We start from the raw sequence: 18,180 nt of genomic DNA, 5'->3' as shown, positions 1-18,180 counted from the left end.
CAAAGATTCTACTTTCGGCGGGAAATGTTCTAATATCTTCCGCTTGTTCTACTTTCCAGCCGAAACTTTCTACTTTCGGCGGGTGGGGTTCTACTTTCAAGCCTAGAAATTCTACTTTCGCCGGGAAATGTTCTAATATCTTCCACCTCTTCTACTTTTCACCTGAAACTTTCTACTTTCCGCACCCGCTGTTCTACTTTCGCCGGGTGGGGTTCTACTTTCAAGCCTAGAAGTTCTACTTTCGGCGGGAAATGTTCTAATATCTTCCGCCTCTTCTACTTCTCAACCGAAACTTTCTACTTTCCGCACCCGCTGTTCTACTTTCGGCGGGCGGGGTTCTACTTTCCGGCCTAGAAGTTCTACTTTCGGCGGGAAATATTCTAATATCTTCCGCCCCTTCTACTTTCCAGCCGAAACTTTCTACTTTCCGCACCCGCTGTTCTACTTTCGGCGGGCGGGGTTCTACTTTCAGGCCCAAAGATTCTACTTTCGGCGGGAAATGTTCTAATATCTTCCGCCCCTTCTACTTTCCAGCCGAAACTTTCTACTTTCCGCACCCGCTGTTCTACTTTCGCCGGGCGCTGTTCTACTTTTGCCAACGAAACTTCTACTTTCCACCCATTCCGTTCTACTTTTCAATTTACAGCTGCCCCCCCACCTCCGCCGCGCCAAATTTTGTGCAAAATCTATCCTTTTCCATATAAGAACAAAAAAGAAACACAAACAAATTTCGTCTGTGTTTCCATTAAGCAAGTACTCCCCTGCAATTGCAATTGTATCCGCTAATTATGTAGAAGTATCTAAATTTTTCATTTATGAATAAGTATGCCGTTTTGCCAATGCTTATTATTTTAAACGGTTAATGAATGCTGTTAAATGTTTTAGCATGACATTGTCGTTTGTGCCGAATGTGCCATCACCTTTGCCTACTGTAATGCCATTTGAAGCTAAGATTGAAATGTCGCTATGTGCCCAGTGTGATGAAGGTACATCTGTGAAATGCATATTTTTAGATGACATTTTTAGATCAAATGCTGTTACTAGCACTTTTGCCATTTGTGCACGTGTTAATGGTGAACCTGCATTGAATTTGCCGTTTTCGTCACCTGTGAAAATTCCTAATTTATAAAGTGCTGTTGCGGCACCCGCATATTTTGAAGTTGATTTCACATCCGCGAATGGCGAATTTGTATCAGATGTGTCCAATCCTAGCGTTTCCGCTAATTGAAGCGCCACCTCGCCACGAGATGCATAAACTGTAAAGTCGATTGCTGAGTCTTTTACTTCTTCTTTATCAACTGATGTTGCGGCTGCTACTACCTTCTCAGTTTCTCCAAAGCTAGCTACGCGTTTTGCGCCAACATATCTTTTCCCCCAATAAGAAGAATCTAAACTTGACTCTGTAACGCCAGTGCTTGTCCCTGCGTGTATGAATTTGCTGCCGCCCAATGAAATGCCAACATGCGAAACGCCTCCGCTCGTATTGAAGAAGACTAGATCGCCTGGTTGTAAATCTGATTTTGCAACGGCTTTCCCTTGTTTATATTGAGTAGCTGCTGTGCGGTTTAAGTCATGTCCCAATTGCTTGAACACTAATTGAGTAAAGCCTGAGCAATCTAGACCGCGCGCTGTTGTCCCGCCATAAACGTATGGTACGCCGATATATTTAGAAGCTGTTGCTGTTAATTCTGAAACTGATGATGCTTGAGCTGTATTCGAACCCATCCCTACACCTGAAAAAATCATGAAAGTTGCAAAGATCGGTAATAAAATTTTCTTTTTCACTTTAAAATGGAACTCCCTTCAAACTAGGTCTCGAGATAAAGAGTCGAGATATGACAGAACAGAAAGCTGATTTGTTCATGTTTATTTAACCTAAGAATAGGGTAACATATATTGTTGTGATATAATTTTTCACTTCTGTAACAGATGCAAGAAATTTATCATAAAAACAAAAACGCCAAATTCCTGCATTAAGCAGAAAATCAGCGCTTTAAAGACAATATTTGAATATAAAGATTTCTCGTTGTAATATTACTGTAATGTAGCATACTATAATTTCCCAAATCACTTACTAGAAAAATGCTGAACTACATAATATTTCCCATTTTTAGACTGCTCAATGCCGATCCCCATATGTGTATATGCGCTTTTTAATAAATTTTCGCGATGTTTTGGTGATGCCATCCAGGCAGCAACTGTTGTTTCAGGTGATTTGAAGTTTCGGGCCAAGTTTTCGCCGAAGCTTGTATATTCATAATCAAACAATGTAGCCAAATCCCAAGGGTTGCCATAAAACGGTGATACATGCTCAAAGTAATTGCGCTTTACCATATCCTTCGCCTTAATAATGGCCAACTGCGACAATTTCGGATCTTGCAGTACAGGCGAATACCCTGCAGCAGTACGCTCCTTATTTACTAGCTCCACTATTTTTTTCTCCCACTGTTTATGGTGATTGACCGTATCAATATAATCTTTTTGCAGGAAATCATACGCCAATTCCAAACTTTCGACCTTGTGCTTAAACTCCATGCCGCGCTTTGTTAATGCAGCAACATGGGCGCGTGTCACAAATTGATTTGGCTCAAATACAGTAGCGGTCTTCCCTTTGACGATGCCAGCATCCGCCAATGATTCAATATAATCTTTTGCCCAATAGTTTTTTGGCAAATCTTTAAATTTCGCTTTATTATTTTGATCTATTTCCACGGCAAATGCAAGGGCGATCATTTTTGTAATATGTGCACGCTTCAATGGCGCATCAGGCTGAAATGCGCTTTCATTTTGGATAATTCCCATTTCAGCAAGCTTGCAAATTTCCTTGTAATAAGGATGTTTTTCCGATACATCATTGAAATCAGGCACAAAGTCAGTTGTCAATTCCACACCCATCGTTCGTGCAACAATGCTTGCCGCTTCAGCACGTGTCGTCATATTATTCGGCTTGAACGTGCCATCCTTATAGCCTTCCATAAAGCCTTTTTCAACAAGCTCGTATATTACCGGGGCTGCCCAATAATTACTTTTCACATCGGAAAAGCTTGGAGACGTTTGTGCAAAAGTAGTGGTAGTATGCAATAAACTTACAATGAATATCCCAGCTACTAAAATCCTTTTCATCCAGTAAAGCCCCCTCACTATATTAACTCTTCATACTATTATATAGTTTGACATTTTTGATCAAAGCTGGCTGTGTTAAAAACATAATTCCCTGAAAATCATTCGTTTTACAGCTCCCAATAATGGTCGGCATGCGAATAAACCTTTTATGCAATGCGCAAAAGGCATTCAAACACAGCATCATATTATCTATTGAACCAAGTTAAAAAGAGTGTCTGCATGCATGATGAGACACTCTTTTTTATAATATCAATCTTTTTAAAAATTACAAGTTTACAGCCCTAATTCGAATATGGCTGCCTGCAATTTGTTGTAGTTTTTAACTAATGATTTTTGATCGATCGTTAAACGTTCATATGCTGTTTTGGCTGATTTCGCTCTTGATGCATACGTTCTTAATGAAGGATCAAGATCGTCAATTTGCTTTATGACACGCTGAGCCGCTTTCACATCCCGCTCTGCTTGCTGAAGTGCCGAGTAGTTCAATACTTGACGCTTTGAGGCTGATGGGAGTGCTTTGTATGCAGCCAATGCATTTTCTACGTCTACTTCAAAATTGCTTGAAGATGAATTTAATGAAGCAATGATCGTCATTACTTTTTGCACTTCAGTCACATCTAGCACGGCCTGCTGCAATTTGTAGTAATTCGTTACTTTTAACTTTTCCTCTTCGGATAATTTGTCGTATGCAAGCTTGGCTGCCTCCAAATTTCCTTGGTAATACTTATCATTCGGCTTCAGGTTGGCGATTAATGTGTAAACATGAATAACATTTGATAAATTCGAATATTGATCCATGTTCGTTACATATTGCTTTTGTCTATCATCCAATTTCTTCAGCGCTGTATTCACTGTGTTGAATTGGCGGCTTAAATCATTGCGCGGATTGCTTAAACCATCGATCGCCTTAATTGCTGCTTCAATTGGTTTAATGTATTTCTCCTGCTCTTTTAATTCTGATTCCAATGTCACTGCTTTTTTATTTGCAGAACTTAATGATTTGAATGCTTCACGCGCTTCTTTTATTTTGGCGATAAATTCGTTTGGTGGTGCAGAATTCAATGCACGGATCATCGCATCAACTTTCGCTCCGCCCTCCACATTCAATTCATGCTCCTGCAATGTTGAATAATTCGCCACTTGTGCCGCTAAATTTGCAGGCAATGCATTGTACAAAGCTCTTGCCGTTTGTGTATCCTCGACAAATGTTTTACTTGAAGGTTTGATTGAGTTGATCGCATTCACAACTTTAAAGATTGTCGTGTAATCGCCGAAAAATTTCTCGGTATTCACGAGCAATGCACGCTCTGACATCGAAAGCTTTTCGTACGCTTTATCAGCCGCATTGTATTTGGAAATAAACGTCTTAACATTGGATGGATCCAATGCCAGAATGTCCGTATCCAATTTTAATACGGGCTTCACTGCACGTTCACGGTTTGTCAAATCCTTATAGTTCGTCACTAGACGTTTATCCGAGCTGCTTAAACTATCATAGCTGTTGCGCGCATCAATAAGCTTCTGAATATAGTTTTCCGCTGTCGGAATCGCAGCATCGATCAATGCGATAACTTCCTTTGCATTTGATACGCCAAGTTCAGCCGTTGCAAGCTTCGTAATATTATGCACTAAGTCTTTCTCTGTTTGAGATAGATTTGAATATTCAGCACGAATCGCTGCAACATCCGCTTCATATGTTTTAGAGCCGACACGCAATTTTTCGATGCGGTCAATCAGGTTTGCGGCCTTTAAAACGCTTCCCAGCTTTGCTCCATAGTTGTACACGTCATTTTTTTGCTTCGTTGTTAAACGTTCGTAAGCCTTTTGCGCTCCGGATACTTTACTTGCATACGATCGGTCAGTGTTGACAGGGAGCTTGTCGATTTGCTCGATTACACGCAATGAAGCTTTATAATCACGCTCAAGCTCTGTCAAAAGCTTAGCATTGCCGACACTTCGCTTTGTTGCTGAATCTAGTTTCTTATATGCTGCCGAAACTTCCGCTAGCTCTGTCATAAATACTTCGCCCGATTTCGTTGCTAACGCATCAATTCTTCGCTCAATTCCAGATGCCTCAGTGACAGCTCCCTGGAAGCCGGTTAATTTCTTGCCGTACGATTCTTGCAGTGTTTTTTTAATAATATCCAAATCTGTTGCTGGATCTGCAGGTGCTGTAAAGCCGTCCAATATTTGATCGAAATTCGCCTGAGCTTCTGACAGTTTCGTTTTAAAGTCATTTGCAGTCGGGCGAATTGCATCGATTGCCAGCATTAATTTTGCGATTGGAAGAAGCTCTTTTAGTTTGGCCTCATTGTAAACAGTCTCCTTCATCGATGCTGTCAATTTGTTGAAAGACGTTTCAGCTGTCGTTGCTTTACGCGCGAAATCCGCTGCCTTAACGTCTATTGCATCGATCGCCATAATCGCATCAAGTGCAGGCTTGTACTCGCGCTCCAAATCCGTTAAAATCTTTATATTTTTGACTAAGCGCTTTCCGTTTGATGAAAGCGCGTCATACGTTTTGCGGGCATCATTGTTTTTTTGTAGATCAACCGGTGCCGCAGTTTTTAATGCTAAAATTTTGCTGTCCAAATCCGCCGCCACTTTTTGCTCGTCCTGTTGAGCTTTTAAGTAAGACATGAGGAAATTTTTCAGTTTTACGATGTTTGCCTGATCTTCTGACGGAATTGCCGTTGAATCCGGCCAGTTATTAAGAGCCGTTTCCGCTTCTGCCAGATCGGTTATATAATTTTCGCTCGTCACTTTTAATTTTGCGACTTTATCGGCAATATTCGCGATTGGCGTTAGCATTTCCAGACGCGAGCGGTTTGTTATAAGCTTTTGCTCCTTTGTATCAGGGTCCCCGTCTTTCGCTTTAATTTTTGCATACGAAGATTCGGCTGTACGCACTTTTGTGACAAAGCTTGTCGTCGTCGATAGCTTTTTTGTATCCGCTAAAGCTGGATCATCTATATTTGCGAGCACACTTGTTTGGATTGCGTCAATTTGCTTGATGACATTCGCCGCCGTTGATGATGATTTTTCCCAAGCTGTAAGCAGTGCAGCAGAATCTGCCAATACGTAGCGGCGCTCTGCTGAAGTAAGCTCATTGTATGCTTTACGCGCAGCGCTGACAGTAGTATCTGCATTTTCTGCACTGATCGCACTGATCTGCGCTTCGATTGCAATTGCTTTATCATGGGCAGCACGCATTTCCAGTAGTTTGTCGGCATTCGTCACCAATGTTTTTTCATCTGTACCAAGACCGTTATAAGTTGTCTCGACTGTTGGCAAATTATTCCGGAATTCCTCAGAGTTTGCTGCATACTTTGCAAGCTGTGTAATATCATTTACTACTTGCAATGTCTTCTTGTAGCTTTCCATATCTCCATAGTTTGGCACTAGCGCTTGCTGGAACTCATTAAGTTTGTCGTATTCACTCAAAATCGCCGTCACTTTAGTATTAAATGTCGTGCCAGTAGGCGGGTTTTGTTTAATATCAGTAATTTTATCCTCTACAGATTTAGCCTTTGCAATATTCGCTTCTGCATTTTTAATGAATTGTTCAATGCCTGTTTCATTTTCGACAATTTGTATTTTCAGGATATTTTTGAACGCTGTATCTGCAATTTCAATTTCTTTAAACATATCGCGCGCATTTTCAACAGCAGCTGCATAGCTGTCTTTTACGACCGGCTGCGACTGTTCGGCAGCCTGAACCGGAGTAATCGCCTCTTTAATAAACTCTTCCAGCTTTACTACGATATCTTTGTTATCCTCTAATTTTTTGAGAGAATCTTCTGCAACAAACTTTTTTATAAAGTTTTCCGGACCATCTCCACCATAATATTTAAGTGTAGAAAGAAAATCTGTCGCTGGATTCCCAGCTAGTGCGGCAGCTGATCCTAACACCCCGGATGCAGCCGTTAGATCATTTTTCAACTGGTCATACATAGCTTGAGCGGCATTCGTCTCTGCAATCAGGTTTTTATTCGATGTTGTTAATTTGCCAATCGCGTTTTTTAAAGCATCTGGATTTTTTGTCAATTCAGCGCAGCTTTCCAAGTATGTGATTTTAGCATTAATTAAGCTAAGCAGCGGCTCTGTTAATAACGCCTTTTCCGCCTCTGACATCGTGTTATATTTATTGCGCTCTACTGCAATTGTTTGCGCGCTTGACTCTTCATGTGCCGCTTTAAAACTATTCAGCAATTCCTCCGCAGTTAGTGCAGCTACCGTACTGAATGGTGCTGGTGTTTCGCTTGCCTGCACTTCTCCAGCTTGTGCAACGATTGCCGGTGTAATGAGCAATCCGGCCATTAAACCTAGCTTTACATTTTTCTTCATCGTATAATCCCTTCCTTTACGGGTGCTTTTCCGATAATTGTACATAATCCCAGTATATTTATCGGCAATTTTTCACAATTTTTTAGTTACTATATATGAAAAAGGTTATAGGTAAAAGGACTTTTGGGTAATCTATTTGTTTTCCGGGCAGGGGCTTTCAATAGAAGAAGCTATAGTAGCCATTCTCGCATTGAATGGGCAATTTTATTTTTTATCGTCCCGCCACCTCATTTCCGTTCTAAAAAAATCACCCTATTCAATAAAGAATAGAGTGATCTTCCATTATAATGCGTCTGTATATAGCTGGCCTTCCGGTAAATACTCGGACATCCCAATTTCCTCGAGACCATTTTTGATTTTCATCGTATAACCGAATCGATTAACAGATAAATAATTCGCCTTCGAAATAATCATCTCTTCAAATACCGGCAACTGCGATGGATCTGCATCTTTCCAGTATTTATATGCGTTAATCAAGTCTTCAAGTGTTAAATGCTGATAATCTGTTCCGGCAAATTCACCTTTTGCATTGACGCGGTACCAAATATCGCCGTTTGTACGAATCCATTTGTTTTTTTCCAATTGTAATGCGCGGCTCACTGATGCTGCCGTTTCCACATATTTTGGATCTTGGAATTCTTTATACGCCAATAATAAAATATTCATTCCGCCTAGTAAATGGTTCATTGAGGCATGTGTTGTTACTTGCTGATTAACCGGGAAATAATCGGAAATATAATAAGCATCATCAGCAACTTTTATAACATGCCCCGCCTCTTTGCGCGATACTAGAAGATCTGCATAATTGCGCAGCGGCTCTTTATATTTTGGAATATTAAAGTCCGCACCAGAATTATAGTAGAATAACGCAATTTGTTCATTAAAGCGCGTATCGATAAATGGTGCTGTTATACCGTACAGGCTCTTTAAATACGTACTTGTTACTTCCGTTTTCCAATATGGTTCATTGCCTTTAAATTTATCCAAGCTGATGAAAGAGTTTTTCACTAAGTTCGCAAAATAGCGATCGCCTTGCTCTTTATATAAAACAAGTGCCCGATCCTCTTTCACTAACAGCAAATTCCGGCCGAAGCCTTGATATGATTTTGGCATTGGCTCAGTCGTTGTCGCCATTTTATTGTATGGACCTTCCGCTGTATACCAGTTATTGCGCTTTTTATAGTTCAGCGCTGTTTCAAGCATCCAGCCATTCATGTTTTCATCCGTTTTGAATAGACGCTCATTCGAATCCATATACCATGTATCGATAATGTCATTCCCGTTTGATGCTAACGTATAGAAGCTGAATAAATCTTCGCCCAGCCATGCATGGGAATATGCCTCGTACTCAGTTTGCAAATCGCGCATATAGCTCGTTCCGCCTGTATCTTTATAGCTTTGCGTTAATTGCTTGGAACGATATGCTTGTCCAACCATGCGGTCTGTCGCCAATTTCTCGTTCGACATAATGCGCAATAAACCTGTTGGATATGATGATGAATCATAGCCGAATACATCATTGACATTTTTCTCTATCGGGAAACGATCATAGCGATATAGACGGTAGTTCGTTACATTCGTCGCTTTATGGAATAAATCCACCGTTAAATTGGAATTTCCTTTGTTCGTTAAATTCGTAAATACAAAATCATCACCGTTCTCCAATGTTCGAATCGTTACTTTCACCGTCGCTCCTTGATTGCCGACTGCATAGTTGTAAGTCGTATCTTTTGCGACACCATAAGTTTCTGTGGAAGTTCCTTTAAAAGAAATCGGTGCTGTCGAACGAAGATAAAGCGGATTTGTATCAGACGTTACTTGCGTGAAATTCATTTCTGTACGGTTCAATTTATAATTCGTTGAAACATCCGCTGCTTGAACTGTGTATTCGTTTTTTTCAATTTTATTTGTTGCAACGAGTGCACGGTGAAGCATTACAGAAAATGTAACACGGTTTACTGTCGCTTTCGGATCAAATGAGCCATCTTCACGCCCTGTCGTAATACGATGCTGCGCTAATATTTTTACATTTTCGCGATGCGATTCACTAATCTTATTCCAGTCTTTGAACGTCAGCTCTTCGCCGGTATCTTTTAAGCTAAAAGCCCGCACTAAAGTTGTGGCCATCTGTTCACGTGTCAGCGCATCTGATACACCGAAGCGTCCATCTGGTTTTCCGCCGAATATACCGGCATTATATGTAGAAAATACTCCTTGTAAAAAGCTAGATTTACTACTTACATCCGAGAACTTCGCTTGATAAGCGGCCTCTGGAAGCTTTAATGCCCCTTTGAAAAGATTTGCCGCTTGACCACGGTTAATGTTCAAATTCGGACGAAACTCTGCATCCGGATAACCACCGATTACACCCATTTCCACAAGCTGCATCACTTCATTTTTTGCCCAGAAATTGTTCGGAACATCTGCAAGCTTTTGCTTAACAGTTAAATGTACAGCTGTTTGCTGCTCTTTATCCGGCTGCTCTGTTGTATCGTTTTGTCCAGGTTTTGTTGTTGGCTGCTCAGTACTTTCAGAAGAATCTTGTTTTTCTTCTGTCGCTGCAGGCTTTTCTGGTGTTGTTTCTGCTTCTGGCTGAGCAGGTTTTTCCGGTGCTGTTTCTGCTTTTGGCTGAGCAGGTTTTGCCGGTGCTGTTTCTGCTTTTGGCTGAGCAGGTTTTGCCGGTGCTGTTTCTGCTTTTGGCTGAGCAGGTTTTGCCGTGGAAATTTGCTCTTCAGGTTGTACGACAGCAGGATTTTGTGATGCATCTTTTTGTGCTGCATCTTTTTCACCAGCCGCCAACTCTTCTTGCACGACATTGTTGTCAACTGACCTTGTATTTTGGTTTATAGTATTTTGTGGAATTTGTACTGTTGAATTTTCAGCTTCGACTGTTCCTTCTACATTTGCATAAGTTGCGGCAGGTAATGCGGTAGAAATAAACAATAACGAAGCTAACAATGCTGAACGAAATTTTGGCATTAGACGAATTCCCTCCTTTTTTTCAATAACGTTTACAATTATACAGAATATTACTTTCTTTTTCACTGAATCCTACAACTTTTAATGGAAAAGTAATATTTCATTGTTCAGTGTAGCATGCAAAATGTTGATGCGCGATGGTAATTCCCGCTTATGTTTCTACTATTTTCATCGATGGAAGCGAAGTTTAGAGAAGGTTTGGTGTTTTTGATAGAGATGGCGTTTTTTTAAGTGTGGGAATTTGCTTTCTTCTTTATTGCTTCCATTTCAAACTGAACAGGTTCTACTTTTCGCGCCCGATGTTCCACTTTCCACATTGAAGTGACCATTATCCTCAAGCCGTTCCACTTTAGCGAGGAAATCTTCTACTTTTTCAGGTAAATGTTCTACTTTTCCCACCTGTGCTTCTACTTTTACCATCCTAAATTCTACTTTCCGCATTAAATTCGCTAATATCCTCAAGCCGTTCTACTTTAGCGAGGAGATCTTCTACTTCTTCGGGTAAATGTTCTACTTTTCCCGCACTAGCTTCTACTTTTGCCATCCTAAATTCTACTTTCCGCATTAAATTCGCTAATATCCTGAAGCCGTTCTACTTTAGCGAGGTGATCTTCTACTTCTTCGGGTAAATGTTCTACTTTTCCCGCACTAGCTTCTACTTTTGGCATCTTGGGTTCTACTTTTCCCGCCCGATGTTCCTCTTTCCACATTGAAGTGACCATTATCCTCAAGTCGTTCTACTTTATTGCCTTTAATCACTCACATTTTGCCTGCCCATCCTTACTAATTCTCCATTCGCACAAAAAAATACACTTGAGCCCATTTCACGTCTCAAATGTATTTTTCACTCTTTTTTTCTATTCTACACTAATAACCGTCAACTCATCCGATGTTGCTTGTAGCGCATTGAATAAAAATGTCGCTAACTGGGCGCGCGTCAGCTTCAAGTTCGGACTGAATGTAGTTGCTGTCGTGCCGTTTGTAATGCCGTAATCGACTAATGTTTGAATATAATTTTTTGTCGACGCATCGGTCAATTTATTGACATCGGCAAATTTCGTTGTTGTGACTGCAGACTGTTGCAGGTCAAAGCCGATTGTTAACATTTTAGCTAGCTGGGCACGTGTTAAAGTTGCATTTGGACGGAATTCATCTTCATACCCATTGACGATACCCGCTTTAGTCAAAGCTGCAACTGCTCCATAATATTTGCTCGATGTCGGCACATCTTTGAATCCCGGATTTGGCAAGGAAGCATCCTTTAAATTTAATGCAGTTGCCAAATATAATGCCGCATCTCCCCGTGTCGCCGTTTTCCCTGGTTCATAGGTTTTATCCGTCATCCCTGTAATGATTCCTTCATTATATAAAGATAAAATTGCATCGGCATGTGAATTGGAATCTTTCACATCTGTAAACGGATTTGAGTATGCAGCATCAACAAGGTCCTCATTTATTAAGACAGACGGAGATGCGATAATTGCTATCGTAATAAATGATTTATAAAATAGTTTTTTCATTTTGTTTACCCTTTCCGTTCCGTCATTATCGTAATTATACAACACATTTCTATATAAATATAAGAATGACAGGCTTTTATCTTAACTTTTAAACGAAATATTCAATGTCCGCCTTTTCCCGTACACCCCATTTAGCCGCAAATCATTCTGCCCTTCACAAGCTCCATCCGAAATAATCCCGAAGAACGAAAAGGGATCAGTCCAAGAAAGACTTCTCGGACGATCCCTATAGTATTTCCGCATTTTATTGCAGAGTTGCATTCGTAGTAAACGTATCGACTAAAGCATTGCCTGCTTCATCTTTCACATCCCCTACACCTGTTCCTTTTTTAATAGATACTGTCGTGCCTACTGAAAGAGTATCGGCTAAAGTGACTGTCACTTTATTGCCCGTTGTCGATGGTGCCACAGAGGCAATTGTCATCGCTGCTCCTGACACATTTTCGATGGCGAATGAATTTGTATCAAGCCCGCTTACATTTTCGCTGAATGATAGTTCGATTTGATTTGCAGATACGAAATTTGCCGCATTTAATGTAGGGCGAATATTTTCTTTCAAATTAACGACAGCTGTTAAATTTGGCTGTGCTGCTACAGAGTTCTTCGCCTTCACGCCCGTGATGAATAAATTGCGCGGGCCCGATACTGTTGTTTCGTTCGGCTCCAATGTTAATATAACTGTATTTAAAGCCCCGCTTGAAACTTGGGCGTTCAACACTCTTGCATTCGGAATCGAATAGTTGCCCGCCACTGATGCAGTTGATGCATCCAGCTCGTGATTGAACACTAATTTCACTTGATCGTTCGTCAAAGTCGAATCGGCAGTTGATGTTGTCACAGATGGTGTTTCGAGCACATTGTTATTGTACGCGTAATCAGTTGTGCGCGGGAATGATACGGCTTTATTGCCCGTATTCACACCGTAAGCGCTTTTCACTTCCGTAAAGGACAACGTTACATTATATGTCGCATTATCCGCATCGCCCGCGCCTAGCAGATCATCGAGTTTCACGCGCAGCACTGAATGATTATTCGCATCTTTATAAGCCAAAGCTGTCGGGGATCCTGTAAATGTGTGTGTTACGCCGCCTTGGATATAGCTGCCTGCTGCTGTTATGCGGGAAGCTGACATTAAATCAACCGCTTTATTCAATGTAATGTCCAAATACTCAAAATTGCCGTCTCTTGTTACTGTTGTTGCTGTTACTTCAGGTGCTGTCGTATCGATTGCAAATGAGTGTGTCGTTGCAAATGTGTTCGTTTCGCCTGAAATATCTGTAATGACTTTCCCGGCGGCTGTACCAATATTATAAAGACCGTTTAAATTATTTGCCGCTGTGACGATAAACGAGCGATTGTCTCCTGCAACAGCATCAATTCCCGTAATCGGATTGATCGACGTACCCAGTCTTAATTCCAAATCTGTCAATGCCGGCTTTTGAATGCGCTCGGAGAATGTAAGCTTGAAAGTTTTCGGGCTCATTTGCGCAATGCTCGCCAGCGTTGGTTTGACTCCATCTGCCCCTCCTAAAGTAAAGCTTGTGGATAACGGGTTCGGGGCACTGAAGTTCCCTGCAATGTCACGTAAGCCGGCGAATGTTGCAGTGACTGGTGTATTTGCCGCCAATGGTTGCCCATTTACTGTGGCATTCGTCAAGTCAAAATCCACATACCAATCCCCTGTGCCGATATCGCCGGTAATGCCTGCCACATTCGTGCCATTTGCCAGTTTAAAAGTGACACCGCTATTACTGAATGAACGCAACGGCTCCGAGAATGTGACACGGACTGTTTTCGCATCAGTATTAACCGTGCTCATAAGTGTCGGGGCAACTGTGTCTGTCCCGAAGTTTACAATATCATCAAATGGTGTCACTGAAGTTCCAGCCGTGTTTTTCACATCTTTAATTTTTACGACATAGCGGCCTGATAATGCTGCAGCGCCATTCGTAGATACCGTTAATGAACGGCCATCCTCGCTTAACTGACCTTGCGTTAGTGTTAGCGGTGTCGTATTATCTACGCCCGATATCGTCACATAGTTTGCTAATTGGGCCTGTGTCAAGCTTTGAGGCAAATTCACTTTCTGGTTAAACTTGATTTCGACTTGCCCGCCATTTAATGCCTTCACAGAAGCTACCTTCACCTCTGTCACTACATATATCACTTTTGCAGTATAGTCCTTTCCGGCAATTTTGAATGAGACGGTTGTTTCCTCATTTTCAGGCAAATTGGAGTCCAATGTAATATCATGTACGGAATTATCGCTCAATGTTACTTTTAATTTGTTTTCCCCTGTCACTTCCGCTTTTGTTACAGTTAAATTCGCTTTATATGTGACAGTAGTAGTATATTTTTTATTTCCGATTTCAAAAGTAACTGTCGTCTCTTTCCCATCTTCCAATGCGTTGTTCAATTTCACCGTATGGATCGCATCATCATCTAGCGTTACTCTTAATGTCGATGCATCCACCACTTCCACAGCTTTTAAATCTGCGCCCGGCACTTCGACTTGCAGCATTTTATAAAGGAATGAAGAAAATTGCCCGCGTGTTGTAAAGCCTTTTGGGTTGAAGTTCGGAACACCTGTTACATTATAATAGTCCAACACTTTAATCGCTGAACGCGCCTCTGCTTTTGCAGCATTGTAATCTTTCACATCTTCGGTGAAATCTTGCTTCATCACATGCCCTAAGTAATCGAACTCATGAATATTCGAGTAGGCACGCACTAAAACAACGGCCATATTCTCGCGTGTGATCGGGTCGTTCGGCAATAGATTGCCATTGCTTCCATTGAAGACGCCATTGTCCTTTACTAAAGCGGCATATTGCAATAATTCATCCTGTGATGTGCTGCGCAAATCGGTAAATCGCATATTCGTCTTATAATCCGCGGGTATTTTATAGCCTTGGGACACTAAATATTTCCCTAATAATTTTACAACGTCTGAACGTGATAAAGTGCGGTTCGGTTTGAATGTGCCGTCCGGATAGCCATTAATAATCCCCTGGCTGACAAGTGCCTCGATTGCTAGTGCATGTGTGTTTCCTGCTGTATCCGAAAAACTTGCCGCACTTACCGCCGGAACAATTGCTGCTGCAACTAATGTAGCAGTCGCTGCTGATGTAACATATTTTTTATATTTTTTCTGCATAGTAATTAACCTCCTAGTTTACTAAAACATCAAAATGTTAATGAATTTGCTATAAATCGCTTACAACCTATGCATTTCCACAACTTTTCTGAATATAAACTCTTTTAGGTTAAAATGACTAAAAAGTATTACAGAATAGAAAAAAGAGCATACCTATCGAAATAGATATGCTCCAAATATTAGAAGTTCACATGAGAAGGAACCGTAAAGTTGATCTGCGGCAAATTTAGTTTATTTCCCGATAAATCGCTGATCGTAGAAACTCCTGTTTGAGAAATTTGTACAGTTTGACCTGCCGCCAATGTTTGACTTAATTGAATCGCAATTTGATTGTTTCCTTGATAGTGAGTTGGGACATATACTTGCGAAATTGCTGCTGGCGCATTACCGACCCTCACGTCAAAAGAATTAATCAATGCATTTTTGACCGGTTCACTAAAAGTCAGCGTAATTGTATTGAACCCCGAAACACTGTTGCCCGTATATTGTGGCGGAATATTTTCATTTAAATAAACAAGCCTTGTTTGCGGCTCCATCGTTACGATAGAATTCAGCGCCCTTAAATTACTAACCGTTAAATTGGCGCCTCGCTCGTAAGCAACCTCGCCTTCTCTAATCGTTAAATACACTTTGTACGGCTCAGCGGGATTGACATATGCGCGCTGGATTGTAAGCCCATCCAAATAATAGTTTTGAAGAGTTGTTGCTGTTCCCCCATCTACATGTGCCGAGAATGTAACAACGATTGTATGATTATCGCTCACTGTGCCCTGTCTTGCATTATAAGCCGTTTCCACATTTAAAATTGAAAGCTTTTCCTCATTCTGTGCAAAATCCGCGCCACGCATGAAGTTCACTTGGTATGCCGGATTTACTGCTTGTCCATATTCGCTCGTCACACCTGTAAATGTCGCGCCTACCGAATAAGTATAGCCGGAGTTTGCCACAATTCCTGATAAATTGCTTAAACGGACACGCACAACTTTATCATTTGCTGCGGATTTTTCCAGCTGTCCGATCAGCGGTGCTGCCAACATATATGTTTGACCATTTAAAATATAGTTGCCTGTAAGGGTTACTTGCGAATATGCCGCTGTTTCAACATTGCGGTCAAATGTAAACTCCAAATATTCAATTCCCTTATCTTTTACCACATTTGCGCTGACAACAGATGGAACTCCTGTATCTGCCACAAAGTTATACGCAGTTGAAAATACATTTGTTTCCCCGGATAAATCAGTTACATAGCGGCCCGGTGTCGTTGAAATTGTCGTATAGCCGTTCAAAGAGCCATTTGTCGTTACAATATGCGACTTTGGATCTTCTTTATCCTGAACAATACTCACAACGCCCGGTGAATAAGTATTTTGAACAATAGCAACATCAGCCGGGGCAATTGTGCGGATTTCTTCTGAGAATGTCAGCTTAAACTTTTTCGCCCCAAGCTGTGTCACGTTCAATAATGTCGGCAAAACGCCATCTTTGTCCCCTTTTGTAATATACGTTGTTAACGGGTTTGGCGAAGATAGATTATTCGCGATATCTACAATTGTCCCAAAAGTTACAGCAATTGACGTGCCTGGTGCCAATAGTTGCCCGCGTGCCGTAGCTGCGGATAAATCATAAATGACTTCTGTCGCATTTTTTTCGATTGTTCCTGTAATTCCGGATACAACCGAACCATCTGCTAATTTAAATTGTGTAATGCCGATCGGGTTTGTTACAGGCTCCGTAAATATCACTTTCACTTTTGTCGCCGCAACATTTTCCACCTTCAATACAGACGGTGCCGCTTTATCTGCCGCGAATGTTGCAATGTCATCATATTTCACCAGCTTTTTCGCTGTTGCTGATTCGATGCCGTCCACGACAACACGATAACGGCCTTCAAGCCCTGTAGTCGCATTGATCGTCACTGTTAACGTGCGCTTATCTTCGCTTAGCTGACCTTTTGACAATTGTACTTGTCCAAGGCGGTCGACACCTGTCACCGCCACGAGCTTATTGATCGCAGCTGTATTTAATTCGGCATCCAGCTTCACGGGCTGATTGAATGTAATCGCGACCTGTCCGCCATTCGGATTCGTGATGGAGGATATTTTCAAATCCGGCACTTCAAATTTTGCCTTTGTCGTAAAGCTTTGTCCCCCAACTTCGAATGTCACTTCGGTTTCAATATTTTCCACTAAAGGTGTTTTTAATGTGACGATATACGCTTTGTCATCCGAGAGTACGACACGCAATCTATCGGCTGCCTGCACTTCAACTGTTTTAATCGTCAATACCGGTTTTTCCGGTTCTGGCTCGGGCTCGGGCTGCGGCTTCGGTATATCAATTTGCAGCATATTATATAGGAAGGAAGCGAATTGGCCGCGTTTCGTAGCATCTTTCGGGCTGAATGTCGCCTGCTTCGTCACACCATGGTATGCGAGTGTTTTAATCGATTCCTGGTGCTCTTCTGTAGTGCGGTTTAAATCCGTGATATTTACTGTATAGCCCGTATTTTTCATCGCCTCAACATAATCATATTCATTGATCACTTTGAAGGCACGTACGAGCACTGTCGCCATTTGGTCACGGCGCAACTGATCGCGGTGCATAAGCGCTCCATTGCTCCCTTGAAATACGCCTATATCTTTTACGAGCGCCGCATATTGCAACAGCTCATCCTGGGATTTTGCCGTTAAATCCGTAAAGCGCATTTTTGTTTTATAGTCCGCCGGGATTTTATGTCCCAAAGAAACTAAATATTTCCCCAATAGTTTCACAACATCCGAGCGTGTCAGATTTTGATTCGGCTTGAATGTCCCGTCAGGATAACCGCCGATAATGCCTTGATCCGCCAATGATATAATCGCATTTTCATGTCCGCTGCCTTTAATATCTGTAAACGATGCGGCACTCGCTGCCGGAACAATTGCCGTAGCTGCGAGAACTGCCGCTGTTGCCGATGCTAGAAATTTAGAATGTTTCTTCATATCCCCCTCTGTTAGGATAGATGTCGTACCGAGCTAACGTGATATGATTAAGTAAAATACACGGAGGTCGAGACGA

At 41.5% G+C, this 18,180-nt stretch carries 10 protein-coding genes; all 10 read right to left on the bottom strand.

The genetic code is table 11. The annotated features are described in order from the left end of the window. Positions 1 to 846: 846 nt before the first annotated feature. The 10 genes from ACTHOQ_RS16105 to ACTHOQ_RS16060 all read right to left on the bottom strand — a co-directional run bounded on the left by ACTHOQ_RS16105 (position 847) and on the right by ACTHOQ_RS16060 (position 18,104). Complete coding sequence (locus tag ACTHOQ_RS16105; protein ID WP_440497169.1) at positions 847 to 1,785, bottom strand: C40 family peptidase; 939 nt, start codon at positions 1,783 to 1,785, stop codon at positions 847 to 849. A 282-nt stretch (positions 1,786 to 2,067) separates the two neighbouring features. Then, positions 2,068 to 3,123 (bottom strand): CAP and S-layer homology domain-containing protein, encoded by a 1,056-nt coding sequence (locus ACTHOQ_RS16100; RefSeq protein ID WP_440497168.1) that lies wholly within the window; start codon positions 3,121 to 3,123, stop codon positions 2,068 to 2,070. 273 nt (positions 3,124 to 3,396) lie between these two features. Then, on the bottom strand, positions 3,397 to 7,470 hold the full coding sequence (locus ACTHOQ_RS16095; protein ID WP_440497167.1) for a coiled-coil domain-containing protein: 4,074 nt from the start codon (positions 7,468 to 7,470) through the stop codon (positions 3,397 to 3,399). 282 nt (positions 7,471 to 7,752) lie between these two features. Continuing rightward, complete coding sequence (locus ACTHOQ_RS16090) at positions 7,753 to 10,449, bottom strand: S-layer homology domain-containing protein (RefSeq protein WP_440497166.1); 2,697 nt, start codon at positions 10,447 to 10,449, stop codon at positions 7,753 to 7,755. A 267-nt stretch (positions 10,450 to 10,716) separates the two neighbouring features. Further along, the gene (locus tag ACTHOQ_RS16085; RefSeq protein WP_440497165.1) at positions 10,717 to 10,869 is read right to left on the bottom strand and encodes a hypothetical protein; all 153 of its coding nucleotides are present in this window, start codon (positions 10,867 to 10,869) and stop codon (positions 10,717 to 10,719) included. A gap of 1 nt (position 10,870) precedes the next feature. Further along, entirely contained in the window at positions 10,871 to 10,993 is a 123-nt protein-coding gene (locus tag ACTHOQ_RS16080; RefSeq protein ID WP_440497164.1) for a hypothetical protein, read from the bottom strand. Position 10,994: 1 nt separating this feature from the next. Further along, positions 10,995 to 11,117 carry a hypothetical protein gene (locus ACTHOQ_RS16075; protein WP_440497163.1) on the bottom strand — a complete coding sequence of 41 codons (123 nt, stop codon included), beginning with the start codon at positions 11,115 to 11,117 and terminating at the stop codon, positions 10,995 to 10,997. Between the two features lie 189 nt (positions 11,118 to 11,306). Next, positions 11,307 to 11,969, bottom strand: coding sequence for an S-layer homology domain-containing protein (locus ACTHOQ_RS16070; protein WP_440497162.1), 663 nt, complete (start codon positions 11,967 to 11,969; stop codon positions 11,307 to 11,309). 244 nt (positions 11,970 to 12,213) lie between these two features. Then, entirely contained in the window at positions 12,214 to 15,126 is a 2,913-nt protein-coding gene (locus ACTHOQ_RS16065) for an S-layer homology domain-containing protein (protein WP_440497161.1), read from the bottom strand. 179 nt (positions 15,127 to 15,305) lie between these two features. Beyond that, positions 15,306 to 18,104 (bottom strand): S-layer homology domain-containing protein, encoded by a 2,799-nt coding sequence (locus ACTHOQ_RS16060; protein WP_440497160.1) that lies wholly within the window; start codon positions 18,102 to 18,104, stop codon positions 15,306 to 15,308. Positions 18,105 to 18,180 lie beyond the last annotated feature (76 nt).

This window comes from Solibacillus silvestris (assembly GCF_051967575.1).
Taxonomy (GTDB): Bacteria; Bacillota; Bacilli; order Bacillales_A; family Planococcaceae; genus Solibacillus; species Solibacillus silvestris_B.
The sequence above is the reverse complement of the archived record's forward strand: the minus strand, read 5'-3'. Positions and strand labels throughout refer to the sequence as shown.

Coding starts and splice junctions, on each gene's coding strand:
- ACTHOQ_RS16100 (WP_440497168.1), bottom strand. CDS start 3,123: ATGAAAAGGATTTTAGTAGCTGGGATATTCATTGTAAGTTTATTGCAT.
- ACTHOQ_RS16095 (WP_440497167.1), bottom strand. CDS start 7,470: ATGAAGAAAAATGTAAAGCTAGGTTTAATGGCCGGATTGCTCATTACA.
- ACTHOQ_RS16090 (WP_440497166.1), bottom strand. CDS start 10,449: ATGCCAAAATTTCGTTCAGCATTGTTAGCTTCGTTATTGTTTATTTCT.
- ACTHOQ_RS16085 (WP_440497165.1), bottom strand. CDS start 10,869: ATGGTAAAAGTAGAAGCACAGGTGGGAAAAGTAGAACATTTACCTGAA.
- ACTHOQ_RS16080 (WP_440497164.1), bottom strand. CDS start 10,993: ATGGCAAAAGTAGAAGCTAGTGCGGGAAAAGTAGAACATTTACCCGAA.
- ACTHOQ_RS16075 (WP_440497163.1), bottom strand. CDS start 11,117: ATGCCAAAAGTAGAAGCTAGTGCGGGAAAAGTAGAACATTTACCCGAA.
- ACTHOQ_RS16070 (WP_440497162.1), bottom strand. CDS start 11,969: ATGAAAAAACTATTTTATAAATCATTTATTACGATAGCAATTATCGCA.
- ACTHOQ_RS16065 (WP_440497161.1), bottom strand. CDS start 15,126: ATGCAGAAAAAATATAAAAAATATGTTACATCAGCAGCGACTGCTACA.
- ACTHOQ_RS16060 (WP_440497160.1), bottom strand. CDS start 18,104: ATGAAGAAACATTCTAAATTTCTAGCATCGGCAACAGCGGCAGTTCTC.